At 71.1% G+C, this 24,043-nt stretch carries 25 protein-coding genes; 13 read left to right on the plus strand and 12 right to left on the minus strand.

The features are described from left to right. Window positions 1-2 precede the first annotated feature (2 nt). A complete protein-coding gene (locus FHR33_RS06095; protein ID WP_183644690.1) occupies window positions 3-1,265 on the plus strand; it encodes an ABC transporter substrate-binding protein in 1,263 nt (420 codons plus the stop codon). Window positions 1,266-1,428: 163 nt separating this feature from the next. Next, complete coding sequence (locus FHR33_RS06100; RefSeq protein WP_183644693.1) at window positions 1,429-2,658, plus strand: hypothetical protein; 1,230 nt, start codon at window positions 1,429-1,431, stop codon at window positions 2,656-2,658. Window positions 2,659-2,715: 57 nt separating this feature from the next. Here the strand turns inward: FHR33_RS06100 and FHR33_RS06105 are convergent, their stop codons facing one another. Further along, window positions 2,716-3,150 carry a hypothetical protein gene (locus FHR33_RS06105; RefSeq protein ID WP_183644696.1) on the minus strand — a complete coding sequence of 145 codons (435 nt, stop codon included), beginning with the start codon at window positions 3,148-3,150 and terminating at the stop codon, window positions 2,716-2,718. 56 nt (window positions 3,151-3,206) lie between these two features. Here FHR33_RS06105 and FHR33_RS06110 point away from each other — a divergent pair, with 56 nt between their 5' ends. Then, window positions 3,207-3,827, plus strand: coding sequence for a TetR/AcrR family transcriptional regulator (locus FHR33_RS06110; protein WP_183644699.1), 621 nt, complete (start codon window positions 3,207-3,209; stop codon window positions 3,825-3,827). 46 nt (window positions 3,828-3,873) lie between these two features. Here the strand turns inward: FHR33_RS06110 and FHR33_RS06115 are convergent, their stop codons facing one another. Then, a complete protein-coding gene (locus tag FHR33_RS06115; RefSeq protein ID WP_312895383.1) occupies window positions 3,874-5,121 on the minus strand; it encodes a PP2C family protein-serine/threonine phosphatase in 1,248 nt (415 codons plus the stop codon). Window positions 5,122-5,169: 48 nt separating this feature from the next. Next, the gene (locus tag FHR33_RS06120; protein WP_183644702.1) at window positions 5,170-5,958 is read right to left on the minus strand and encodes a helix-turn-helix transcriptional regulator; all 789 of its coding nucleotides are present in this window, start codon (window positions 5,956-5,958) and stop codon (window positions 5,170-5,172) included. A 54-nt stretch (window positions 5,959-6,012) separates the two neighbouring features. Between FHR33_RS06120 and FHR33_RS06125 the strand changes: the two genes are divergently transcribed. Further along, window positions 6,013-7,230, plus strand: coding sequence for an MFS transporter (locus FHR33_RS06125; protein ID WP_312895384.1), 1,218 nt, complete (start codon window positions 6,013-6,015; stop codon window positions 7,228-7,230). A gap of 121 nt (window positions 7,231-7,351) precedes the next feature. On the opposite strand, the gene FHR33_RS06130 is transcribed toward FHR33_RS06125, so the two are convergent. Then, window positions 7,352-7,855 carry a MarR family winged helix-turn-helix transcriptional regulator gene (locus tag FHR33_RS06130; protein WP_183644705.1) on the minus strand — a complete coding sequence of 168 codons (504 nt, stop codon included), beginning with the start codon at window positions 7,853-7,855 and terminating at the stop codon, window positions 7,352-7,354. A 109-nt stretch (window positions 7,856-7,964) separates the two neighbouring features. On the opposite strand from FHR33_RS06130, the gene FHR33_RS06135 reads away from it, so the two are divergent. Both FHR33_RS06135 and FHR33_RS06140 read left to right on the plus strand, forming a co-directional pair. Further along, window positions 7,965-8,762 carry an alpha/beta fold hydrolase gene (locus tag FHR33_RS06135; protein WP_183644708.1) on the plus strand — a complete coding sequence of 266 codons (798 nt, stop codon included), beginning with the start codon at window positions 7,965-7,967 and terminating at the stop codon, window positions 8,760-8,762. A 21-nt stretch (window positions 8,763-8,783) separates the two neighbouring features. Further along, complete coding sequence (locus tag FHR33_RS06140; protein ID WP_183644711.1) at window positions 8,784-9,293, plus strand: cupin domain-containing protein; 510 nt, start codon at window positions 8,784-8,786, stop codon at window positions 9,291-9,293. 61 nt (window positions 9,294-9,354) lie between these two features. On the opposite strand, the gene FHR33_RS06145 is transcribed toward FHR33_RS06140, so the two are convergent. Then, window positions 9,355-10,977, minus strand: coding sequence for an amidohydrolase (locus FHR33_RS06145; RefSeq protein ID WP_183644714.1), 1,623 nt, complete (start codon window positions 10,975-10,977; stop codon window positions 9,355-9,357). A gap of 30 nt (window positions 10,978-11,007) precedes the next feature. Beyond that, on the minus strand, window positions 11,008-11,640 hold the full coding sequence (locus FHR33_RS06150) for a TetR/AcrR family transcriptional regulator (protein ID WP_183644717.1): 633 nt from the start codon (window positions 11,638-11,640) through the stop codon (window positions 11,008-11,010). Between the two features lie 68 nt (window positions 11,641-11,708). Here FHR33_RS06150 and FHR33_RS06155 point away from each other — a divergent pair, with 68 nt between their 5' ends. The 4 genes from FHR33_RS06155 (at window position 11,709) to FHR33_RS06170 (ending at window position 16,015) form a co-directional block, all read left to right on the plus strand. Next, entirely contained in the window at window positions 11,709-13,163 is a 1,455-nt protein-coding gene (locus tag FHR33_RS06155) for a purine-cytosine permease family protein (RefSeq protein WP_183644719.1), read from the plus strand. Continuing rightward, window positions 13,160-14,242 (plus strand): C45 family autoproteolytic acyltransferase/hydrolase, encoded by a 1,083-nt coding sequence (locus tag FHR33_RS06160; protein WP_183644722.1) that lies wholly within the window; start codon window positions 13,160-13,162, stop codon window positions 14,240-14,242. Before FHR33_RS06155 ends, FHR33_RS06160 begins: the two co-directional genes overlap by 4 nt. Window positions 14,243-14,301: 59 nt before the next feature. Beyond that, window positions 14,302-14,799, plus strand: a complete 498-nt coding sequence (locus FHR33_RS06165) for a MarR family winged helix-turn-helix transcriptional regulator (RefSeq protein ID WP_183644724.1) — start codon at window positions 14,302-14,304, stop codon at window positions 14,797-14,799. 145 nt (window positions 14,800-14,944) lie between these two features. Beyond that, window positions 14,945-16,015: a glycerophosphodiester phosphodiesterase gene (locus tag FHR33_RS06170; protein WP_183644727.1), complete on the plus strand. Its 1,071-nt coding sequence runs from the start codon at window positions 14,945-14,947 to the stop codon at window positions 16,013-16,015. Between the two features lie 162 nt (window positions 16,016-16,177). On the opposite strand, the gene FHR33_RS06175 is transcribed toward FHR33_RS06170, so the two are convergent. Continuing rightward, complete coding sequence (locus FHR33_RS06175) at window positions 16,178-17,068, minus strand: diacylglycerol/lipid kinase family protein (RefSeq protein ID WP_183644730.1); 891 nt, start codon at window positions 17,066-17,068, stop codon at window positions 16,178-16,180. A 98-nt stretch (window positions 17,069-17,166) separates the two neighbouring features. Here FHR33_RS06175 and FHR33_RS06180 point away from each other — a divergent pair, with 98 nt between their 5' ends. Both FHR33_RS06180 and FHR33_RS06185 read left to right on the plus strand, forming a co-directional pair. Beyond that, on the plus strand, window positions 17,167-17,913 hold the full coding sequence (locus FHR33_RS06180) for a phosphatase PAP2 family protein (protein ID WP_312895385.1): 747 nt from the start codon (window positions 17,167-17,169) through the stop codon (window positions 17,911-17,913). 37 nt (window positions 17,914-17,950) lie between these two features. Continuing rightward, a complete protein-coding gene (locus FHR33_RS06185; protein WP_183644733.1) occupies window positions 17,951-18,577 on the plus strand; it encodes a phosphatase PAP2 family protein in 627 nt (208 codons plus the stop codon). A 46-nt stretch (window positions 18,578-18,623) separates the two neighbouring features. Here the strand turns inward: FHR33_RS06185 and FHR33_RS06190 are convergent, their stop codons facing one another. Continuing rightward, on the minus strand, window positions 18,624-19,415 hold the full coding sequence (locus FHR33_RS06190; protein ID WP_183644736.1) for a DUF1206 domain-containing protein: 792 nt from the start codon (window positions 19,413-19,415) through the stop codon (window positions 18,624-18,626). Between the two features lie 183 nt (window positions 19,416-19,598). Here FHR33_RS06190 and FHR33_RS06195 point away from each other — a divergent pair, with 183 nt between their 5' ends. Next, window positions 19,599-20,486, plus strand: coding sequence for an IS5 family transposase (locus FHR33_RS06195; protein WP_312895991.1), 888 nt, complete (start codon window positions 19,599-19,601; stop codon window positions 20,484-20,486). A gap of 19 nt (window positions 20,487-20,505) precedes the next feature. Here the strand turns inward: FHR33_RS06195 and FHR33_RS06200 are convergent, their stop codons facing one another. The 4 genes from FHR33_RS06200 to FHR33_RS51610 form a co-directional block, all read right to left on the minus strand. After that, on the minus strand, window positions 20,506-21,405 hold the full coding sequence (locus FHR33_RS06200; RefSeq protein ID WP_183644739.1) for a DNA-3-methyladenine glycosylase family protein: 900 nt from the start codon (window positions 21,403-21,405) through the stop codon (window positions 20,506-20,508). A 39-nt stretch (window positions 21,406-21,444) separates the two neighbouring features. Further along, window positions 21,445-21,768, minus strand: a complete 324-nt coding sequence (locus FHR33_RS06205) for a hypothetical protein (protein ID WP_221240958.1) — start codon at window positions 21,766-21,768, stop codon at window positions 21,445-21,447. Between the two features lie 62 nt (window positions 21,769-21,830). Further along, the gene (locus FHR33_RS06210) at window positions 21,831-22,490 is read right to left on the minus strand and encodes a TetR/AcrR family transcriptional regulator (protein WP_183644742.1); all 660 of its coding nucleotides are present in this window, start codon (window positions 22,488-22,490) and stop codon (window positions 21,831-21,833) included. Then, complete coding sequence (locus tag FHR33_RS51610) at window positions 22,487-24,022, minus strand: N-acyl homoserine lactonase family protein (protein ID WP_183644745.1); 1,536 nt, start codon at window positions 24,020-24,022, stop codon at window positions 22,487-22,489. The genes FHR33_RS06210 and FHR33_RS51610 overlap by 4 nt, the downstream gene beginning before the upstream one ends. Window positions 24,023-24,043 lie beyond the last annotated feature (21 nt).

Raw genomic sequence — 24,043 nt, forward strand, 5'->3', positions numbered from 1 at the left:
ACATGAAGATGATCACAACGTTGGCCTGCCTCGCTCTGGCGGCCACCGCGTGCTCCACCTCGACCGGCGACACCACCGGCGCCTCCTCCTCCGACCAGATCCTGACACTGGCCGCGGCGGGTCAGGGTCCGGCCAAGGCCGCGGTCGAGGCGTTCGAGAAGGCCAACCCCGGCGTCACCGTGAAGACCACCTTCACCGAGGACGACGCCTCCTACCAGCAGCAGCTGCGCACCCAGCTCGCCTCGGGTACCGCGCCCGACGTGTTCCGCATGTGGCCGGGCGGCGGCAACACGATGGCCGTGCGCGACCTGGGCGAGGACGGCATGCTCATGGACCTGTCGGGCGAGAGCTGGGCGGGCGGGCTGAGCAGCGACCTCAAGTCCGTGACCAGCGACCCGTCGGGCAAGGTGGTGGCCGTCCCTGTGACGATCGGCGCCATCGGCGCGGTGTGGAACGACCAGGCCATGCAGAAGAGCGGGCTGAGCAAGCCGACCACGTGGCCCGAGGTCCTACGGTTCTGCAAGGACGCCAAGGCCAAGGGCGTCGTGCCGTTCGCGCTCGGCCTGAAGTCGGCGTGGGTGACCCAGCTCGTGCCGTACGCGCTGACCGCCTCCCTCGTCTACGGCCCCAACGCCGGCTTCACCCAGCAGCAGAAGGACGGCAAGACGACCTTCTCCGCCTCGCAGTGGAAGCAGGCGCTGGAGAAGTACCTGCAGATGCGTGAGGAGGGCTGCTTCAACGACAGTCCCAACGGCGTCGGCTACGACGAGCAGATGCAGATGTTCGGCCAGGGCAAGGCGCTGGGCGTGGTGCACGTGCTGTCGGCGGTGCAGTCGGCGGTCGAGTTCGCCCCGCAGGGCACCACCTTCTCGATGACCCCGTTCCCCGCGACCGACAGCGCCGACGGCACCTACGTGCCGGTGTCGGTGGGCATCGTCTACGGCGTCAACGCCAAGGCCAAGAACGCGGACCTGGCCAAGAAGTTCATGCGCTTCCTCGCCTCCCCCGAGGGTCAGGCGCTGTACGCCACGGCCTCGGGCAGCAGCCCGGCGCTGAGCAGCCCCTCCTTCAAGGCCGACGCGCTGCAGCAGCCGGTGCTCGACGCGGTCGAGTCGGGAAGGTCCACGCTCTACCCGGACCAGGGCTGGCCCAACCCGAAGGTCCAGCAGGAGCACCTGACCTCCATCCAGGAGCTGTTCAACGGGACCGTGGACGTGCCCACGGTGCTCACCCGCATGGACGAGGCGTTCGCCTCCGCCAACTAGCTCCCGCTCCCCCATCTTCGAAGGAGACCATGACGTTGGGCACCGCCTCGCTCGAGACCATCCCGCCGAACGCGGAGCGTTCCGGCCGCAGCACGCGCCCCGCGCAGTCCGGCGCGCGGCTCGATCCCCCGGCCGCGCGGTGACGGCCGCGGTGGAGACGGGCATGGAGGCCTGTCTGTGGATCACGCCCAAGATCTTCGACGACCTGCGTGACCCGGGGCCCGGGATGGCGGCGTTCTTCGACCACCACGCCGCCTGGCTGAGCGACCGGCCCGTCACGGTGGTGTTCTGCGCGGGCAACGGCGATCACGTGCTCAACTACGCGGGCGGCCACGCCTGGGGCGACCGCTTCGACTGGGCCCGCTACAACTGCTTCGCCCTCGGGCCCGGCGGGCCCGCCGCCATCGCCAGGGCGCACAACCGCGACTGGCTGGCCCGGGTGCGCGACGGCGGCGAGCGCTCGGCCAACCCGTACTCGGCGGGGCCGATGTTCACCCTCTCCGACCAGCCCATGGACTACCGCACGCTGGCGGGGATCTACGCGGCCGTGCGGGCGGAGGCGGGCAGGCGCGGGCTCCGGGTGAACCTGCTGGAGTATCTGGAGCCGGGCCCGGAGTTCTGCCGCAGCGAATGGAAGACCGTCAGGCACCCGGAGGCGGCGGCAGGCTCCGCCGACGCGGGAGGCCACCTGGTCCCCGGGGTCATCGACGTGACGGCCCCGCTCTCGGCCGACCCTCGGCCGTATGCCGCCTTCCCCTCCGGCATCCCGTCCGGGCTGCCTGCCGGAGACTTCGTCGCCGCGCAGACGGCGGCGTTCGCGGCCGACTTCGGGCTGGACGGCGTCATGCTCGGCAACCAGTTCGGCCTGGTCGGGTTCTGGCACCCGGACAACGCGCCACCGCTCACCCCCGAGCGGTCGGCCGGGATCGAGCGGTTCTTCCTGCGGCTGCGCGAGGCCATGGGCGAGCGCCTCGTCTACTGGATGGACACCTACTGGCGGGCCGAGGTCGAACGGGCGGCGTGGGGCATGACCGACACCGCCTACCAGACCCTCGACGCGATCCTGGTCAGCACGTTCGCCGTGCTGGTCGAGCGGACCGAGATCGTGCCCAACCTGCTGAGCAAGGCCGCGCTGGGTCGGCCCCGCCCGCTGCTCGGCCTGGACTTCGTCGACCCCTGGTACTGGTACCGCACCTACCTCGACGACCGGCGCACCTACCTCTACCAGCGGGAGGTTCTGGCCGCGCACGCCGCCTCCGTGGCCGGTGTCTCCTTCTTCGCCAACGACACCTTCGGCCACTTCGTGCCCGAAGCCGAGCTGAAGGCCACGCTCGAGGTGGTCAGGAAAGGGGAGTTCAGGAAAGGGGAGATCGGCGCGGCGACCCGGCTCTGACACCGGGACGGCGCGGCGGCCCACATCGCGAAGGCGGCGTAGGCCGCCGCGCCGTCCCTACGTGGTGCGGAGGAGCAGCGACCACAGGCACTGCTTCCTGCGGCCCGCGAGCGGCTCCGTGAGCGAGGCGGGGCTCAGAACGAGCCCGGTCGCGGCGTGGAGGCGGCGCCTGTGCTGCTCGTCGGCCCCGACGAGCGCGGGGTGATCGGCGTTCGCGTCCAGCATGCGCCTGGCCGCGGGCATCGTCAGAGCGAGGTCCTGCCACTGCCTGACCAGCGCGTCGTGGAGGTCGCGCGGCCATTCCTCCAGCACCGCGTCGAGCCTGGCGTCGAACGCCCGGTACCAGCGCCGCTGCACCTCCTGGAGGAAGCCGCCGAAGCCGCCGAACTCGGCGTCGACCTCCACGGCCAGGCCGGGCGGAACGGTCGTCAGCCCGGAGGCCAGCACGGCATGGACCAGCTCATGGCGGCGATGCACCCGATCCCACGACATCGTGGACACCTACTCTGTGTCGGAAACATACACACTGTATGTCGTATACTTCCCGCATGCCACCTGTCAAGAGTCGTCGTGAGCAGTATTCGCAGGCGACCAAGGCCGCGCTGCTCGAAGCGGCCACCCGTCGTTTCGCCGAACACGGCTTCGCCGGCACGGCGCTCGAGGATGTCGCGGCCGACATCCAGGCCAGCCGTGGCGCGGTCTATCACCACTTCGCCAGCAAGACCGCGCTGTTCGAGGCGGTGGTCGAGGCGCTGGAGACCGAGATGATCCGCGAGGTCGTCGAGGCGGTCGCGACGACGCCCGACACCTGGCAGGCGGCGATGACGGCGATGGAGATGTTCCTCGACCACTGCTGCGACCCCGACTACGGACGCGTGGTCTGGCAGGAGGCGCCCATCGCGCTGGGGTGGAAGCGCTGGAAGGAGTGCGAGGAGAAGTTCGCCTACGGCCTCATCGAGCAGCTCATCAAGGCGCTCGTCGACAGCGGGGAGGTGCCGCCGCTGCCGCTGGAGCCGATGGCCCGCATCACCTTCCACATTCTCGGATCCGCGGGGATGGCGCTGGCCGAAGCCCCCGCACAGGACAAGCGCAGGGTCAGGGACGAGTACTCCGTGGCGATCAGGCACCTGCTGAACGGAGCGCGCAGGCGGGCGGACAGCCCTTCCTGACGCGTTGCGCGGGGGGCGCCGCACCCTGCGGAGGCGGGGTCGGCCGTCATCCCAGGATGAGCTGATACTGCCGGTGGGCGCGCCATTCGACCGTCAGCACGGTGGCGTCGTCCTGCAGCCGTTCGTGCTGGTGCTCGAGGATGGTCTGGATCAGCCGGCGCAGGGTCTCGGGGGCCGGCACGCCGTCGGCTTCGCGGCGGATGACGAAGTCGATGAAGCGCTCGATGCCGAACCGCTCCCCCTCCGGGCTCTGGGCCTCGATGATGCCGTCGGTGTAGAACAGCAACCGGTCGCCGGGCTGCAGCCGATAGTGGAGCACGCCGGTGGAGGTCTCCATGCGAAAGCCCATCGGGGGGTCGGGGAGGCTGGCCAGGGTGGCGACCAGGCGGCCCTCACGGATCACCAGCGGGGGGTGGTGTCCCCGGTTGACCCAGCTCAGCAGGCCGCTCTGAAGGTCCAGGGAGGCCAGGATGCCGGTGGCGAAACGGCCGGTGAACTGCTCGGCGATCTCCGCGTCGATGGTCTCGCTGGTCGCGAACAGATCCGCGCCCTGACGGCGGCTGTTACGGCAGGCGCCCACGGCGAGGGTGGCGGTCAGCCCCGCGGCGGTGTCGTGCCCCATGGCGTCGAAGATCGACAGATGCAACGTGTCGCCGTCGATGGCGTAGTCGTAGGCGTCGCCGCCGACGGCGTAGGCAGGCTCGAGAGCGGCGCTGACCACCACGTCGTTGTTGGCGAAGGTCCCCGGCGGCAGCAGGTTCCACAGCACCTCGGCCGACAGTGCCATGGGGCTGGTGCGCACCAGCTGCGCGTAGGAGTCGCTGTGGGGACGCTTGCTGACGACCAGCACCGAGATCAGGGCCGCCAGCTGGCTGACCCGCCACTGGATGATCTCCCCGCCCTCCGGGACGGTCACCCCGAGCACGCCGACCCGTTCGGTTCCGTCCAGCAACGGCGCCCACAACCGCATCGGGCCCTCGCCCGCGGGCGCGTGGGCCCTGTCGGCCGCGTGCGGATCGGAGACGGAGCGCGCCTGGACGATCTCCACCTGCCGAAAGGCCCGCCCTGCCATGGTGACGTCGACGCGGATGGGTTCGAGCGGCTTGCCGAACGCGTCGTGCTGGCCCGGCAGCGGCACGAGCAACTGCTGCTGCAGGTCGGCCACGTAGATCAGGGTCTGGGAGAAGCCGACCAGCTTCGCGTGCTCGGCTACCAGGGCCGGGAGGTCCTCCATCGCGGCCAGGTGGTGGGCCTGCAACAGGCCGCCCAGCATCCGCTCACCGTCGTTTCCCACATGCCTGCCCTTCTGGCCGGCGGTCCCCTCCGCCTGCAGTGGCTGTCCCTACAGTGGCTCTCCTACCCTTCTGGCGGCCATCGGCTCATCCCGCCCCGGGCGGTTGTGGACGCCAGGGGTGTAGCCGAAGGCGCGGCGGAAGACGTCGATGAAGGCGCTGGTGGACGACCAACCGCAGCGATGGGCGACCGTGGTCACCGGCAGGTCGTCGGCCAGCATGCGCAGGGCGTGATAGAGGCGTAGCTGGGTGCGCCACTGGGGGAAGGTCATGCCCAGTTCTCGGCGGAAGAGACGACTGAGGGTGCGCTCGCCTGCTCCTGCGGTGACCGCCAGGGCGGCCAGGCCGCGCGGGTCCGCGGGGTCACGACGCAGGAGGTCGCAGACGGCCGCGAGCCGAGGGTCGGTGGGGGCGGGCAGTTGGACGGCCTGCTGGGGCGAGGCGCGCAGCTGGTCGAGCAGGACCGCCCGCAGGCGCAGCTGTTCGGGGGTGTCGTCGTGCGGGCCGCGGGTGCAGGCGAGGATCAGTTCGCGCAGCAGGGGGCTGACGGCCAGGACGGTGGGAGCGTCGAGGCCGAGGGGATTGGTGTCGGCGGGCAGGCCGAGCAGGTGCAGGTCGAGGTGGCCGTGGGCGCGGTGGGCGTGGACGCATCCTGCCGGGACCCAGATGGCCCTGGTGCCCGGGGCGAACCAGGTGCCCGCGTCGGTGGTGACGGCCAGCACGCCGGAGCCCGCGTAGACGATCTGGTGGTCGTCGTGACGGTGTGCGGCGATGCTCTCTCCCGGAGCCAGCGCCTGGGTGCGGGTGGGCGCCTCGGGAGTGTGGCGGATTTCCGGCATACATTGGCATTTTATCGGAAGAGCGCGAGCCTGTTCCGCGGCCACGATGGGCAGGTGTCGACGAACCAGATCTCCCGGATCCGTCCCATCACGCTGCTCTCGTCGGGGCACGCCTGCGTGGACGTCTACCAGGGCGCGGTGGCCGCCCTTGTGCCGTTCTTCGTCTCCGAGCGGGCCTACACCTATGCGGCGGCCTCCGGGATCGTACTGGCCGCCTCCCTGCTGTCCTCGGTGGTACAGCCGCTGTTCGGGGCGCTGACCGACAGGTGGGCGCTGCCGTGGCTGCTGCCGGTGAGCACGCTGGTGGGCGGCGCGGGCGTCGCGCTCGCCGGTGTCGGCGACTCCTACGCCCTCACCCTGCTCGCGGTCGCCGTCTCGGGGCTCGGCGTCGCCGCCTACCATCCTGAGGCCGCCCGCGTCGCACGCGAGGTCAGCCGCGGCAGTCATACCGCGATGGGCTGGTTCTCCCTCGGCGGCAATCTCGGCTTCGCCGCCGCCCCGTTGCTGGTCTCCGCCGTCATCGTCACCGGCGGCCTGCGCGCCTCACCGCTGCTGGCCGTCCCCGCCCTCGCCGGGGCGGCGCTGTGCGCGGCGGCGCTGCGGGCGGCCAGGAGGCCCACGCCGGCGACGGCCGCCGCCCGCGCGAGCCTGGCCACCGGCAGGGACGACTGGGCCTCCTTCCTCAGGCTGTCTGGGGCCGTCGGCTGCCGCTCGATCGTCTTCGTCGGCCTCAGCGCGTTCATCTCGCTGTACGCGCGCCAGCGCACCGGCGGAGGAGAGCTCTCGGGTACGGCAGCGCTGTTCGTGCTCTATCTCGGCGGCGCCGTGGGCACCGTGGCCGGCGGGAGACTCGCCACCCGCTTCGGCCGCCTCCCCGTGGTGCGGTGGTCCTACGCCCTGACCGTGCTCGCCGTCGCCGGCGTCGTCTACGCCCCCGGCCCTTCGCTCCACCTGTTCGTGGCGCTCGCCTCGGCGGGGCTGTACGTGCCCTTCTCCCTGCACATCACCCTCGGACAGGACTACCTGCCCCGGCGCGTGGGCACCGCGAGCGGCGTCACCCTGGGCCTGGCCGTCAGCGTGGGGGGCCTGGCCGGCCCGCTGGTCGGCGCCGTCGCGGACGCCACCTCCCTGCAGACCGCCCTCGCCCCGCTGATCGCCCTGCCCGCCCTCGGCTGGCTCCTCCTGCGCACCCTGCGCGAGCCCGGCCTGCCGCACGCAGCCACCGACAGGCCGGGCTCCGGCGCGGGCGCCGCCAGGGCGGGTCACGAGTAGAGCCGTCCCTCCTCGCCGGAGTCGGCGTCGCGCTGCCCGCGCCCGGTCCATGGCCCCCGTCGCCGTGGCGCGGCACGGCGACGCCACACCCTCTCGACTCCGGGGAGGCACGCCGCCTGGATCACCTCGGAGGCGGTGTGTCGCCGTACGACTCCAGCAGGGCGGCCAGCGTGGCGGCCAGGTGCTCGCGCTCCTCCTGTCCGAGGGCCTCGAGGAGACGGCCCTCGTTGGCCACGTGCAGAGGCAGGACCCTGTCGATCACCTCGAGCCCGAGATCGGTGAGACGGATCTTGACCGAGCGTCGGTCGGCGGTGTCGCGCACCCGTGTGACCAGGCCCTTGTCCTCCATCCGGTCCACGCGCAGGGTGATCGCGCCCGTGGTGACGAGCGAGGTCTTGAGGAACGTGCCGGCGGTCAGCTCGTACGGCTCGCCCGAGCGCCGCAGCGTGGACAGCACGTCGAACTCGCCGGGCTCGAGGCCGTGTCCGGCCAGGAAGTCCTTGATCTCCTTGTCCCACATGCGGGAGATCCGCATGATCCGGCCGACGACCCCGATCGGCCGGACGTCGATGTCGGGACGCTCGCGGCGCCACTGCTCCAGCACCGCCGCCACCGCGTCGGCCATGAACCCTCCCACAAAATTAAGCGAGCACTAATCTAATTGACACTCACGCAACCACTGATTATCTTAGCGCTCATCTTACCAGGAACGACCTTACAAGTGGGGACCGACCATGCCTTTCCTCCCAGTCCGCGACACCGACGTCCACTACGAGGCCGAAGGCCAGGGGCCCGGCCTGGTGCTGGTCCACGGCACCGGCGGCGACGCCGACAAGGTCTTCGGCAACGTGGTGCACCACTTCAGCGCCACCAGGACCGTCGTGCGGCCCAACTTCAGCGGCAGCGGGCAGACCACCGACGACGGCACGGAGCTGACCGTCGACCTGATCACCGACCAGGTGGCCGCGGTCACGCGGCAGGCGGTGCGCGGCCCCGTGGACCTGCTCGGCTTCTCCCTCGGCGCGGTCGCCGCCGCGGCCGTCGCCGCCACCCATCCCGAACTGGTGCGCAGGCTCATCCTGGTCGGCGGCTGGGCGCACTCGACCGCCCCCCGCGACCGGTTCTACTTCGAGACCTGGCGCAAGCTCCTCGACACCGACCGCGAACTGTTCAAGCGGTTCTCCACCCTGACCGGCTTCGGCCCGGCCACCCTGAACGCCTTCGGCCACCAGGGCCTCGCCCACTCCCTGGCCGACGAGTGGCCCCCGCCCGGCATCGGCCGCCAGATCGACCTGGGCGCCAAGGTCGACATCCGCGACCTGCTGCCCAAGATCACTGCACCGACCCTGGTCATCGGCCTCGCCGGCGACAACATGATCCCGGTGGACGGCTCGCGGCAGCTGCACGCCGCGATCCCCGGCAGCCGCCTGGTCGAGATCGAGGACGAAGGTCACATGGACTGGTTCGCCGACCCCACCCGGCTGATCGACCTCACCCGCGCATTCATCGACGCGCCCGACGCGACCGTCTAGACCTCACCTCAGGAGTCAGAGATGTCCTATCCGGATCCCCGCTACCTCGGCGAAGACGGCGAAGTCAACGCGCTCTTCCGTCCCGCCACCACCGCTCCCGACTTCGTCTCGGCGCCCGTGACGTCCTCAGGTCCCCGCGTCAGCGGCGGAACCGCCTACCACTACCTGTCCACCACCGCTTCAACCGGCGGGGAGTACGGCCTGTACCGCGTGGACATGGGCCCGGAGTTCGGCGGCCCGAGCACCCACTTCCACCGGTCGATGTCGGAGTCGTTCTTCATCCTGTCGGGCACGATGCGACTGTTCGACGGCGAGCGCTGGGTCGACGCCACCGCGGGCGACTACCTGTACGTCCCGGTCGGAGGGCTGCACGCCTTCCGCAACGAGTCGGGCGAGCCGGCCTCCATGCTGATGCTCTTCGCCCCCGGCGCTCCCCGCGAAGAGTACTTCGAAGGGATCACCCGGCTCGCCGGCCTCGGCCCTGAAGAGCGGGCCGAGTTCTTCCTCCGCCACGACAGCTTCTTCGTCTGACCACCGACCTGCCGACCACCGACCTGCCGCGCCTGTGCCCCGCCGCGGCCCCGCTCAAGCGTCACAGGCTCGCGTCGCGGTGGGTGGGGCGGCCGTCGAGGACCGTGAGGAGCACGGGCAGGTCGGGCAGATCGGTGGAGGCGGTGGTGAGCGGGTCGTCGGCCAGAACCGTGAGGTCGGCGCGGTGGCCGACGGCGAGCCGGCCGGCCTCGTGCTCCTCGCCCGCCGCGTAGGCGGCGTTGACGGTCATGCCCTGGAGGGCCTCAAGGGCGGTGAGCGCCTGCTCGGGACCGTGCGGCGGCAGGCTCAGATCGCGGCTCGGCCGCCGGTGCCGGGCCCCGGCCATGACGCCCAGCGGAGGGAAGGGGGCGATGGGCCAGTCGGAGCCCAGGACGACCCTGGCGCCGGAGTCCCACAGGTCGCGGCAGCGCCAGGCGCGCGAGGCCCGCTCCTCGCCGAGGCGGCGCGACCAGTTGTCGGTGTGGTCGGCCCTGGTGTAGTCGCAGCAGTGGGTGGGCTGCATGGACGCGATGACGCCGAGCCGGGCGAAACGGCGCAGGGTGTCGTCGGGCACGGTCTCGATGTGCTCGACGCGGTGCCGCACCCGGCGCTCCCCCGTGGCCATGGCCCTCTCGACGGAGTCGAGGACGTGCCGTACGGCCGCGTCACCGATGGCGTGGGTGGCCGTGGGCACCCCCGCCCTGTGCAGTTCGCCGACGATGTGGGTGTAGGCCGCGGGGTCGGGCCAGAAGGAGTGCGTGGACTCGCCGTGACAGTCGGGGCGCTCCAGCCAGGCGGTGCCGTTGTCGACGGTGCCGTCCATGAAGAGCTTGACGCCCTCCGTCCGCCACAGCGCCCCGCCCGCGCCCTGCTGCTCGATGAGGGCGCGCAGCGCGGCGGCGTCGGCGCCCGGCTGGCACCAGGGCGAGACGCGCAGCCGCACCGGCAGCTCTCCGGCGGCGTCGAGTTCGGCGTAGAGAGCGAGGCTGTCGCCGTTGGCGTCCATGGCGTGGCCGCCGGTGAGCCCCGCTGCGGCCATGTCACGCAGGGCGGCGGCGAGCCTGGCGCGGCGCTCGACGTGCGTGGGCCGCGGGGCGGCACGCTCGACGAGTTCGCAGGCGGCGTCCTCCAGGAGCAGCCCGGTGGGCCGGCCCGCGTCGTCGCAGACGACCTCGGCCGCCTGGGCGAAGGTCCGCGGCCCGTCGACGCCCGCGAGCTCGAGCGCGCGCGGGCTGGCCAGCATGGAGTGGGCGTCGAAGAGCAGGAGGAGGGCCGGGACGTCGTCGAGCACAGGCGCGAGGGCTGCGGCCTCGACGGGCCGCTCCCCGAACACGTTCGGGTCCAGGCCCCAGGCGTGCAGCCAGGCGCCGGGCGCGAGGGTGCGGACCTCGCCTGCCAGCGCCTCGCGCACCGCGTCGAGGTCGGCGCAGCCCGAAAGGTCCAGCCCGTGGGTCAGCTCGGCGCCCGAGACGGGGTGAAGGTGCCCGTCGACCAGGCCGGGGGTCACCACGGCGCCCCTGAGGTCGATCACCGTCGTCGAAGGGTCCGCGAGGGCGCGTATCCGGCGGTCGTCGCCCAGGGCGGAGATCCGCCCTCCGGACACGGCCAGAGCGGTCTGCGGAAGGAACTCGCCGGTGAGGGGGTCGAGCAGGCGGGCGGAGAGCAGGACGAGACTGGTGCGCACAGGGTTCCTCGAAGCACGGGTAGGAGAGAATCAGAGGGAGGCGGCGAGCGTGCCGCTCGTCAGGCCGAGCTCACGCTCGGCGGTGGTGACGGCCATGCGCGTCACCGCCTCGGGGCGATTGCCGGTGTCGGTGTTGGCGTGGGCGCCGAGGCCGTCGAGCACGACCAGGATCTGAACGGTCGTCACACCGGGGTCGTCCGTATGGAACTCGCCCCGCTCGACGCCCTGCCTGATGAGATCGCCCAGCCGCCCACGCCAGGCGGCCTCCTGCTCGGCGACCCTGTCGCGCAGGACGGACCGGTAGCGGCTGAGGTGCCGCGCGTTGATCCAGAGCCTGCTGATGTCGTCGTAGGCCTCCCCCTCCGCGTGCGCGAAGAAGCGCGCCAGGTGCTGCGTGGCTGTCGCCCCGGACCGCTCGGCCGGCAGGAGCGCGTCGAGCTCGGCGCTCGCCGCGCTGCCGAACGCCTCGGCCACCAGATCCTCCGCCGAGGGAAAGTAGTGGCTGATCAGCCCAGGCCGTACGCCGAGGGCCTCGCCGATCCGCCGCAGGGTGACGCACTCGAGCCCCTCGGTCAGGGCGACGGTGGCGGCCGCGTCGACGATCTCCGCCCGCCTGGCGGCAGGAGATTTCCGAATTCGCTTGCCCTGGACGCTTGACGACATACCCCGGATGTTATTGAGTGTGCGACCAATAAGCAAGCACGTGGGTACGACCAGCACCGGAGGGCTCCATGGCGGCCACGATCCCCGACCCGCGTCCAGGTACGCACACCGCGCACGAGAGCCCGCCGCTATCGAACCGGCCTGGCCGCGTCGAGGTCCACGGCATCGACCACATCGCCGAACACGAGCGGCACGGCCGCGCCCGCGACCTGTTCACCGTCTGGGCTGCGGCGAACGTCAACTACCTGAGCCTGGTGGTCGGCGGCGCCCTCATCCTCATGGGCCTGAGCCTGTGGCAGGCCCTCGCGGTGATCGTCGTGGGCAACCTGTTCTGGCTGGCGGTCGGCCTGCTCGCCGTCTCCGGCCCCGCCTCGGGCACGCCGAGCGAGGTGGTCATGCGGGCGATGTTCGGCATCCGAGGCAACCGCGTGAACATCGCGATCACCGGCTGGGTGATCTGCATCTGTTACATCGCGCTCAACATGGCCGCGGCCGCGCTGGCCGCCTTCTCCCTCGTCGAGAAGGCCGGCATCGAGCCGACCACCGGCGTCAAGATCGCCGTCGTGGCGGTCATCGCCGCTCTCACCCTGGCCATCAGCGTCTACGGGCACGCCACGATCGTGAAGCTCTACCTCCCGATCACCGTGGTGCTCACCGCCGCGTTCGCCGTCGTGGCCTTCAGCGTGCTCGGAAACACCGACTTCGGCTACCAGCCCGCCGAGCCGCTGACGGGCGGCGCCCTGTGGGCGACGCTCGTCGCGGGCGTCACCCTCATCGCCTCGGGCCCGCTCTCCTACACCAACAGCGCCGACTTCTCCCGCTACCTGCCCCGCACGACCTCCCCGAGGGCGATCGCGGGCTGGACCGCGCTCGGCGGCTTCCTGCCCAGCGTCGTCGTCACCTCCCTGGGCGCGTTCGCCGCGACCGCGGTCGACATGACCGACCCGCAGACCGCGCTGGAGACGATCCTGCCTCGCTGGTTCATCCCCTTCTTCCTGCTGGCCCTGGTGCTCGGCACCATCTCCATCAACGCCATGACGGCCTACAGCTCCGGCCTGGCCCTGCAGGCCGTAGGCGTCCGCATCCGCCGCTCCCTCAGCGTGATCGTCGACGGAGTCCTCGCCGTCGCCCTCACCCTGTACGCGCTGCTCGTGTCCAACTTCCTCGACACCGTCAGCAACGTCCTGCAGTTGACCGTCGTCCTGCTCGGACCCAGCATGGCCATCTACGCCACCGACATCCTGCTGCGCCGCAACCAATACGACGGCCTCGCGCTCACGGACGAGAGCCCCGGCAGTCCCTTCTGGTTCACCGCGGGAGTCAATCGGGCCGGCGCCCTGGCGCTCACGCTGGGCACCACCGCTGCCGCGCTCTGCGTCAACACCCTGTACACCGGCCCTCTCGCCCACGCCATGGGCGGGATGGACCTCGCCCTGCCCGTCGGCGTCGTCGTCGCCTCGGCCGTCTACGCGACCCTGACGCGACGCTCCCGCGCCGGCCTCGGCACGGCGGTGCGCGCGTGAGCCGCCGGACGGTCCTGCGCGTCGCGGGAGACAGCCCGAAGCGGCGCGGCCACGACCGGGGCCGTCAGGCCCGCGACGGGATCGCCCGCACATGGCGCGTCTACGACGACCTCTTCACGACCGTCGCGGCGGCGGGCGGCGTGACGCTCGACGTCCCCGCGCTCGCCCTGCGCACGGTCGCCGCGGCCCGTGCGTGGGCGCCGGAGCTGGCCGAGGAGATGGAGGGGGTCGCCGAGGGCGCCGGCGTGCCGTTCTGGGTGGTGGCCGCGCTCAACGCACGGACCGAGATCCTCGCCGAGGCGGGCGCGTCCCGCGCGGGCGAGTGCTCCACGCTGGTCCACAGCGGCGCCCGCACCATTGGCGGCCAGTGCTGGGACTGGCACGAGGAACTGGCCGGCTCCTGGCACGTCCAGACGGTGCGCGGCGACACATGGGGGTTCGCGGGGATCACCGAGTACGGCATCCTCGCGAAGATCGGCGTCAACGAGGCCGGCGTGGGCGTGCTGTTCAACATCCTCGGCCACACCGACGACGCGGCCACCGGCGTGCCTCTCCACCTCGTCGCCCGTCACGTGCTCGGTACCGCTGGGTCGTTCGCCGAGGCGATCGGCGTCCTGACCGGCGCCCCGGTCTCCGCCTCCACCGTCATGAGCGTCGTGACCGCCGACCGGGCTGCGTCCGTCGAGACGAGCCCAGCGGGCTCCGCCGTGATCACACCGGACGACGAGGGGTGGCTGGTGCGCACCAACCACTTCCTCGACCCGGTCCTCGCCGCCGGCGAACTGCGAGGACGGCGGGAGCCTGAGACCTACGATCGACGCCGCCTGCTCACCGCACGCGTCCACGGAGGCCCTGGCCCGGACGGCCCCTGCGACCTCGCCGGCCTGCTCAGCGCACACGACGACGACGGCGCCGAGGTGTGCTGCCACGCCCCGCCCGAAGGCGCGCTGGGCACCCGATGGGCCACGCTGGCCACGGTGGCGGTCGAGCCGGAGGAACGGCGCCTCATGGTGCACCAGGGCGGTCCTTGCTCGGCCCGGCCCTCGACGTGGACCACCGTGACCGCACCACCGCGCTGAGCTGCTTGTATGCGAGCATACATATATGTTCGGGCCAGCACATGCCTTACGATGAGGGCATGACGAACGAGCCGACCTCAGCCGACGAGCTGCTGGACGCCGTGGGCCCGGCGTTCTCCAAGCTGCGCCGTACGTCATTGCTGGAGGTCGAGAACCCGATCTCGGCCAAGGACCTGAGCAGGACCCTCGTCCTCAACTTCGTCGAGGAACTGACCAAGGACCCCGGCAGGGAGATCACCGTGGGTTCGGTAGCGGAGTTCCTCGCCGTGGACCCCTCGGTCGCCAGCCGCATGGTCAGCGACAACATCAAGGCCGGTTACCTCATCAGGGCCGCCTCCCAGCAGGACGGCCGCCGCACCGTCCTGCGTCTCAGCCCGCAGGGCGCCGAGCTCATGGCGCGCTTCAGGCGGCACCAGCGCTCGGCGTTCGAGTACATCACCGCCGACTGGCCCGAACACGACCGCCTGGAGTTCGCCCGGCTGATGCTCAGATACGTCGACTCCCTGGCCGCCCTCAGCCACCGAGGCCCGTCCGCCGAGCCGCCCCGCAGCCCGTAGCGCCACCTCGGGTCGAGGAGCCGGAGCAGCCCTGCTCGGAGATCTCACGCACCTTTCGCCTCATGCTCAACTTCCGTACGCTCGTCGGCCTCGCCCCCGATGGATCTTCGAGGGAACGCACGGCCCTTCAACGGACGGATCACACATGAGCAAATGGCGCGCGCTGCCCGCGTTCGCAGTTCTCGGCGCCACACTGGCGGCCACCGCAGGTACGGCAGGCGCCGCCGAGACCGGCGGCCGCCACGGCTTCGACCTGCAGGCGCACAGGGGCGGAATGGGCCTGGTCGTCGAGAGCACGCTCCCCGGCTTCGCCAACGCGCTGGAGCTGGGGGTCAGCACGCTGGAGCTCGACATCCAGATCACCGAGGACGGCCAGGCGGTCGTCACCCACGACCGGCGGATCAGCGGCAGGGTGTGCCGCGACACCGCACCGGCCGTACCGGATGATCCGGAGTTCCCCTACGTCGGCAGGTACATCAACACGCTGACCCTCGCCCAGGTGAGAACGATGGACTGCGGCTCGGCGACCAAGGCGGAGTTCCCCGGGCAGCGGCCGGTGCCCGGGGCCAGGATGGCGCTGCTTCGCGAGGTGTTCGACCTGGTCAACCGCTATCGCGCACACCGGGTCGCGCTGAACGTCGAGACCAAGGTCGAGGCGGGCGCGCCGCACGAGACGGCGCCGAGGGAGCAGTTCGTGCAGGTCGCCGCGGAGGAGATCCGGCGCGCAGGGCTGCTGCGGCAGGTCACCGTCCAGAGCTTCGACTGGGGCGCCCTCATGCGGATGCGGGAGGTCGAGCCCCGCCTGCCGATCGTCGCCCTGACCAACCGCGACTTCCTGCAGACCGGACGGCCAGGCGCCTCACCCTGGCTCGGCGGCATCGACATCGACGACTTCGGCGGCGACCCGCTCAAGGCCGTCAAGTCCTTCGGCGCCGACGCGTTCTCGCCGGTGCACGGCTTCCCCCAGAACGGGAAGGTCACCGACCCCGGCTACCAGCCGTACGTGACCAGGGAGATGGTCGAGCAGGCGCACGGGCTGGGGATCAAGGTCATCCCGTGGACGATCGACGACGAGCCGACGATGAACAAGCTGATCGACGACGGGGTGGACGGCATCATCACCGACTACCCCGACCGGCTGCGGCAGGTGCTGGCCGAGCGAGGGTTCAAGCTGCCCAAGCAGTACCGGCTCAGGGGGCACCACCTGGAGCCGTGACCGGCGGGTCCGCGTCACGCGTCGTCCGGGCCGTGCGCCGGGACGAGGCTGCGTCGCGGACCCACCTTTGCGGACCGCCCTTCGCGGACCCACCTTCGCGGCCTGGCGGGCAGGGCCTGGCGGGCGCGGCCAGGCCGGCGGGGCCTGGCGGGCGGGCCTGGCTCAGGGCTGCTCGACCGGTGGGAGGCAGACGGTGAGAGCGCCGGGGACGACCTTGGCCTCGAGCTCGGTGGTGGCCTCGCGGTCCCCGCCGTCCAGCTCGTACGTCAGCGGGGCTCCGAACGTGGCTGACACCTTCCTGGCGCGGGTGATCCGGACGAACGGGGAGTCGTCGGAGCGCCCCGTGGCCATCCTGCCGATCACCCTGGCCCACTGGATCGGCCCCTTGGCGGTGGAGACGCCGACCTCCAGCCAGCCGTCGTCGGGCCTGGCGTCGTCGAAGGCCTCGATGCCGGCGGCGATCGTGCTCACGTTGCCCAGGAGCAGACAGCTGGCCTCCCCGTCGAACCACGTCGTCCCATCGATCTTGATCTTCATCGGCACCAGCGGGCCGCCGACGTGCCGTACGGCCGCCTTGACGTAGCTCAGCTTGCCGAGCCGCTCCTTGGCCTGCCCGTCGGCGTCGGCGATCATCTCGGCCTCGAACCCGGCGCCCGCCATCACCGCGAAGTGCTCGCCGTTGAGCACGCCCAGGTCGAGCTTGTCCCGCCGTCCGTGGAAGCCGATCCGCACCGCCTCCTCCAGGTCGATGGGGATGCCGAGGTTGTTGGCGAACAGGTTCGCGGTCCCGGCGGGGAGGATGGCCATCGGCACGCCCGAGGTGGCCAGTTCGTCGGCGCACCGTTGCACCATGCCGTCGCCACCCCAGACGAAGACCAGGTCGGCGCCCTTCTTGAGCGCCTTGCGAACCTTCTTCGGCGCCTTCTTGCTCTTGGGCACCTCGAACCAGAGAAGGTCTCCGACGTCCTGTTCGGTGATGAGCGTGCGCAGCCTGTCCAGGCCTGCGCCGAGAGTCTTCTTGCGATGCGCGACAACCGCCACAGTGGGGGACATGTCCTTCTGGCTACCCTCAGCGCCGCCTTTCAGGCAGGAATCAATTCTGCCTGCCGGGGTAGCCGAGCGCGAATGCGCATCGAGGAAAGGCCGAAACTGTGAGGCGGCAATGGCTCAGGGCTCGCGTCGACCGGGACCGCAGTCTGGGGCTGCGGCTGACGATCGCGAGCTTCGCGGCGGCGCTCGTCATGATCCCCTTCAGTCTGCTGCTCGTCGTGGCCAAGATGCCCGTCAACGGGCTGGACGCCCAGGTCGCCAGGGAACTGCACGCGTACGCGCTCGCCCATCCCGACGTGACCAGGCTGCTCATCGTATGGTCGGAGCTGTTCGGGCCGTGGCCCTGGCGTGTCGCGGTCATCGCCTACGCCGCCTGGCTGCTGTACAGGGGCGCGCCGAGACTGGCGATCTGGGCGGTCACCACCATGGTCGTGGGCGGGCTGATCGGCCTCGCCCTCAAGATCGTCGTTGCCCGCGCCAGGCCGCACCTGCCGGATCCCGTCGCGCTCGCCCCGGGCGACTCCTTCCCCTCGGGCCACACGGTCCACGTGACGCTCGGCGCGGGAGTGATCGTCCTTCTCCTCCTGCCCGTGCTGTCACGGGCGGGACGGATCGCGGCCTGGGCCGTGGCGGGGTTCCTGGTGCTGTCGGTCGGATACACCAGGATCGCGCTCGGCGTGCACTGGGTGAGCGACGTGGCCGGAGGGATCGTGCTGGGCGCGGCCGTCATCGCCGCCACCGCGGCGGCATTCGAGACCTGGCGAAGGGAGCAGGGCCGCAGGCCCGCCTCGCCATTGGCTGAAGGAGTGGAACCCGAGTCGGTGAAGGTGATGCATGACCAGAACTGAGCACGTGAAGTACTACGCTCTGACGATTTTACTCCCCATGATCCTGATGGCCGCGGCGACGTTCGGCGTGGGCAAGCTGATCCTCGCCCTGCCCACCGGTGAGGCGGCCGTGAGCCGGGGCCTGGCCGCCGACCGCACCTCGTTGTGGAACGCGCTCACCGACGTCGGCAGCAGCCTGTCGGACACCCCGTACATCGTGGCGGCCACCGCGATATTCGCGATCATCTTCAGGCTCGTGTACAAACGCTGGCGCGAATCCGTCTTTCTCATCGCGGCCGTCTGGAGCCAGTCGCTCGTCTTCCTGGCCACCACCATGATCGTCGGACGGCACCGGCCGCCGGTGCGCCACCTCGACGAGGCCCCACCCACCAGCAGCTTCCCCTCCGGGCATGTCAGCGCCGCCGTCGCCTTCTACTGCGGGGTCGCGCTCATCCTGAGCTCGCATGTCCGCAACAGGGGGCTCCAGGTGGTGATCTGGGTGCTCGGGATCGCCGCCCCGCTGGCGGTCGGCTTCTCCCGTGTCTACCGTGGCATGCACTTCGTCACCGACGTCCTCTGGGGCCTGCTGCTCGGCGTGGGCTGCGTCGTGATGGCCGCTCGCGCGATCCTGTACCGGCGTGAGAGGCAACGCCGTCGGGCCTCGGAGCTGGTCCGCCCCGCCTAGCCTGCGGCGACTGGTTCCTCGAAGGCGAGGAACCAGTCGCCGATCCTCAGGTCCTGCGCCAGCGCGCCTCTCCCAGGCAGTACCCGGCGAACAGCAGCACCCCGAGCGCCACCACGACCAGCAGCCACGGCCCCGCAGGGGTGTCGGCGAACGCCCTCAGCGTCGCGTCGATGCCGCCGGCCTTGTCCGAGTCGAAGGTGATGGCCGCCTGGATCACGAAGACCCCGGCCAGCCCGGCGATCACCCCGCGCGCGACGTAACCGGCGAGCCCGAGCCGATCCATCACCGAGCCGGCCCGCGGCGGCATCGGCCTGAGCTGTTTGCGGAACTCCTTCTTGACTCCGTAGCGCACCCAGTAGACGCCGAGCGCGAGGATGCCGAGCCCGATCGCCCCCACGATGATCTGTCCCGCGGGCAGTGCGAGCAGCTTGCCCGTCAGGTCCTGGGAGGCCTTGTCGTCCGACGTGCTCTCGCCGGACAGCAGCATGGTCAGCAACGCGACGCAGATGAACGCGTAGACCACGACCCGGCTGACCGACTCGATCCTGTCCTTGGCCCTGCGGGACCCGAAGATCGCCTCACAGGCCTGCCACACGGTCAGCGCGGCGAACCCCACGACCATGATCCACAGGATCACCGCCCCGAACGGCAGCTCGGCGACCGTGCTGATCGCGCCGTTCTTGTCGGCCTCCCGGCCGCCCTCGCCGAACGCGATCTGGAGCGCCAGCACCCCGATCAGCCCGTAGAGCACGCCCCGGCACACCAGCCCGACCCGCGCTAACTTGTCCATCGCCGGGCTGTCCGCCGCCCGGCGGGCCATGGCCTCAGCTTCACTCATGAATTCTCCCGAGAGTCGTCAAAGACCCTCGAACTGCCCTCGATCGCGCGTTCTAGGCCGTGTTTCCAAAAGGGTCTTTGAGGGCTTGCGGCGTGGCGGTCATCGATAAACGACGAGGCCTCCGGTAGTTGGTTCAACGACCAAGAAGAGCCAAGTACCGGAGACCTCGTGGCCAGCGTAGCGGTGACGAGGCGGCACGACCTGACCGACGGGCAATGGGCAGCGCTGGAACCGCTGTTACCCGCCCCTTCGGGCCGCGGTCGTCCGCCGAAATGGAGCAGGCGGCAGTTGATCGACGGGATCCGCTGGCGGATTCGGACCGGCGCGCCGTGGCGGGACGTCCCTGAGCTTTATGCGCCCTGGTCAACGGTGTATGGCCGGTTCCGCCGCTGGCAGCGTGATGGCACCTGGTCGAAGATCCTGGCAGCGTTGCAGGCGCACGCGGACGCCGCCGGGAAGATCGGCTGGACGGCGAGTGTGGACTCCACGATCAGCCGGGCCCACCAGCATGCCGCTGGGGCACGCCGGGACGGTCACCTGCAGAAGGAACCGCCTGGTGGGGTGCACAGCGAACCGGACGGTCATGCGTTGGGCCGTTCACGCGGTGGGCTGACCACCAAGACACACCTGGTCTGCGAGCAGGGCCGCAAACCCCTGGCCCTGCTGGTGACGGCCGGTCAGCGGGGTGACAGCCCGCAGTTCATCCCAGTGCTGAACAAGATCCGCATCAGCCGTCTTGGTGGTGGCCGGCCCCGGACTCGTCCCGATCGGGTCCTGGCCGACAAGGCCTACACCAGCAAGGCCAACCGCGATCATTTGCGCCGGCGTGGGATCAAGGCATGCATCCCGAGTAAGGCCGACCAGGACGCTCACCGGCGCGCGAAGGGTTCCAAGGGCGGGCGACCTCCAGCCTTCGACGCCACCCTCTATCGTCAGCGTCATGCCGTGGAATGTGGCATCAACCAGCTTAAACAGAACCGTGCCATGGCTACGCGGTACGACAAGCTCGCTGTCCGCTTCGAGGCCACACTCACCATCGCTGCGATCAACGAGTGGCTCCGCGGCTTATGAAACACGCCCTAGGCCCTGTTCAGCTCCGCGCTCCCTCCCGATCGTCCATGACGCCGAAGGTGGAGGCCCGGAACAGGAAGGACGCCCACGAGCGGTAGGGCCGCCAGGTATCGGCCAGCCTGCGGTAGGCGGCCGGTGGCGCGTCGTGCGGCAGGCCGTACACCTCGCGCAGGGTCGCGAACAGGCGTGGCTCGTCGCCGGGGAACGCGTCCGGCGCGCCCGCGCCGCGGATGAGGATCAGGCCCGCGGAGAACGGGCCCACGCCCGGCAGGGCGCGCAGTTCGGCCAGTGCCTCCTCCGGCTCGAGCGCGCGCAGGTGCTCGGCGGTGAGCACGCCGTCGAGCGCCGCGCGGGCCAGCCCGTGCACCCACTCCTCCTTCTGCGCGGGCAGGCCGAGGCCGCCGGCCTCCAGCAGCGTGACGGGCGGGGGGAAGGCGGCGTACACCTGCCCGTCCACGGTGACCTTCGCGCCGAACCGCTCCGCGATGCGCTGCTTGATCCTGGAGGCGATGAGCATGGAGGAGCGCTGCACGATCACCGCCCAGCACGCCGCCTCCCACGGGCTCCAGAAGCACACGGGCCGCAGGCCTGGACGGCGCTGCTGCAGGTCGCCGAGCACTGGGTCGGCCTCCCCCAGCTCGGCGAAGCCCGTGCCGTCCACGTCGAGGGACAGGATGCGCGCCACCTCGCCCCTGATCCCCGGACCCGCCGCCCTCGTCGTGGCGACGGCGACCCCGCCGGGGGCGGCGGTCACCGTCACGCCGATCGGCAGCCAGTCCGACTCCGCGCAGTAGGCGAAGCGCAGCGACCGCCCGTCGGAGGGCAGCGCGCTGGTGGCCGGCCAGTCCTCGACGAAGCGCAGCGAGGCGCCGAAGTCGAAAGGGCCCTCGGCGGTGAGCGTGAATCCGTGCGTGGTCATGCGCGTATGGTAGGAGGCCCTCCGACCGGCCGGGACGTGCTAGGCGCGGTTGGCCGCCCGCATGACGGAGGCCACCAGACGGCGGTTCTCCGGGGCTCCGCCTCCCCCGCCGAAGGAGAAGCGGCGGCGGGTGCAGGCGTAGGCGATGCCGCTGCGGGGGTCGGCGAAGGACTGCGCGCCGACCGCGCCGCTGTGGCCGAAGGCGTCCGCGCCCAGCTCGGGATAAGCGGACGGCCTGCGCCTCGAAGCCCAGCAGGAAGTGGTCGCGCTCCCCCGTGACCAGGTCGGGGCCCGTGGAGTGCGGCCTGGTGAACTCCGCGAGGGTGCCGGGCTCGAGGAGCGGCGGCCTGCCGTCGATCTCACTGATGGCGGCGGCGTACATTCCGGTTCCTTCGTCCCGCCCGCCCTCAGGGTGGCCCTGAGGTTCAGCTCTGCTCCTCTTCGCCGGATGGGGCGGCCGTGCGGTGTTCCGTGCGCCGGAGCAGCCGCTCGGCCTGACCGACGACGTCAGCCAGGCCGCAGCCTGTCGCGTCGGGGTCGCCGGAGGAGTCCGGGTCGATGAGCATGCGGTACATCGCCGCGCCCACGACCATGTCGATCACGGCGTCGATGTCGGCCTCCTCGGCCAGCCGCCCTTCCCGCCTGGCGCGCTCGAGCGCGGCGTGGATCACTCGGCGCCGGGGCAGGATGTAGTGCTCGCGGTAGGCGGCGAGCAGTGACGGGTAACCGATGCTGGAGCCGATGAGCTGGGCGAGCACGGCGCGGAAGCGCGTGTCGCCGAACGTCCGTTCCCACGAGTCCATGAGCCGCTCGTCGAGCGGTGGACCCTGCGCGTCCGCGGCCGCCCAGATCTCCTCCTCGGGCACGAGGGTGCGGGCCTGCTCGATCGCCTGGATCAGCAGCTCCTCCTTCGAGGACCAGCGCCGGTAGATCGTCACCTTGGCCACGCCCGCGCGCTTGGCGATCTGCTCGACGTTCGCCCCTTCCACGCCGCGCTCCACGAACAGTTCCAGCGCCGCTCTCATGATCTGCTCGTCGGCCTCGGGGTCGCGCGGCCGTCCTCTGGTGCGCCGGGTGGAGGTCATCGGAAGGCCACCTCCCCGACGCCCGCGCCGGAGGAGGATGGCACGAAGTGGGGCGCCTGGCCCGGCCGCAGACGCCAGTCGGGCGTGAGAACGGTGTCCATGTGCCGGCGAAGGGCCAGCAACTCCGCCGCGTCGGGCCGCCCCTGGGAGAACGCGGATGCGACCGCGTGCCGGTAGCGGGTGTTGTCGTGGGCGAACAGCGGCACGGTGTCGGTGGCCGAGGCCAGCAGCCGTTGGACGCGGCGGGCGGCCTCGACCTGACGGGCGGTGTCCGCGCCGCCGATCGTCATCTGGCGTACCTCGTCGACGGCCAGATGGGGCAGCGTGTAGAGGGTGTCGCCCATGAACAGCGCGCTTGCGCCGTCCATGCGCACCAGCACGCACATGTGGCCGGGTGAGTGCCCCGGCGTGGGCAGGAGCACCACGCTGCCGTCGCCGAAGTGGTCCTGGCTGTGAGGGAAGGCGAGAAGGGGGCCCGAGTCGAAGGCGGGGAAGGACAGACGCTCCTTCACCAGGTCGAAGGAGTAGGGATAGAGGACGCCTTCGTTCCAGTCGCGGCGGTCCATCACCACCGTCGCCCGGGGCAGGGAGCGGAGACCTCCCGCGTGATCGTCATGGACGTGGGTGAGGAACACGGTCGAGATCTCCTTGACGTCGTAGCCGAGCCTGGCCACCTGGACCCGCAGGTCCTGGTCGGCGGTCAGCCTGTACTCGTGGCGCTCGGTCAGCAGGCGCGAGGCCATGCCGCCGTGGCCGTAGTACCCATCATGATCGTTCGCCTGCTCCCAGCTGACGCCGGTGTCGACCATCATCAGCCCGTGCAGGGGGTGGTCGATGAGATAGGCGTAGACCGGCACCGCGATCTGCGCCTTGTCCAGCAGGGTACGCGTGTAGCCGGTCAGCCCCTCCCAGCCGTCGAGGCCACCGTAGAACTGGCCGTACGTGACGACGGTGTCGCCGGTGTGCAGGGGGAAGACCCGTACCGAGCCGACGGCGCCGCGCCGTCTCGCGCCCGGGGCTCGCACCGCCTCCTTCAGGTCCTTCGCGCCCTGTGCCAGCACATCGCGGCGATGGCGGTCGACCCGGCTGACGGACAGCCCGCTCAGCGCGCCGAGCGCCAGACCGGCGCCGCCCAGCAGCAGGGCCCTTCTGGAGCGCCCTGCGGCCGCGCCGGCCCTGCCCCGCCTCCCCCGCAGGCCGGCGACCAGCGCCGCCGCCAGGGCCGCCGCGCAGGCGAGGCCGAGCAGGACGGGCACGTCGGTGACGTAGAAGACGACCGCGAAGTAGAGGCCCAGCGTGGACAGGGCGGCGGGAGCGCCGAGGAGCGCGAGCACACGGGTGCGCGTGGAGCGCCGCCCCAGCGTGTGAGGCCACAGCAGCCCGATCGCGAGGCCGAGCAACAGGAGGCCGTAGGCCACGAGCAGCGGCGCCGCCACGTCCTTGAGTCGCAGGACGACCAGCCAGGCGGCGCTCACCGCAAGGGCCAGCGCGAGTAACGCGATCTTGCAGAGGGTCTTCATCGATCGGCTCACCACTTCATTATGTATACGCAA

It is taken from the genome of Nonomuraea dietziae, from assembly GCF_014195505.1.
GTDB lineage: Bacteria > Actinomycetota > Actinomycetes > Streptosporangiales > Streptosporangiaceae > Nonomuraea > Nonomuraea roseola.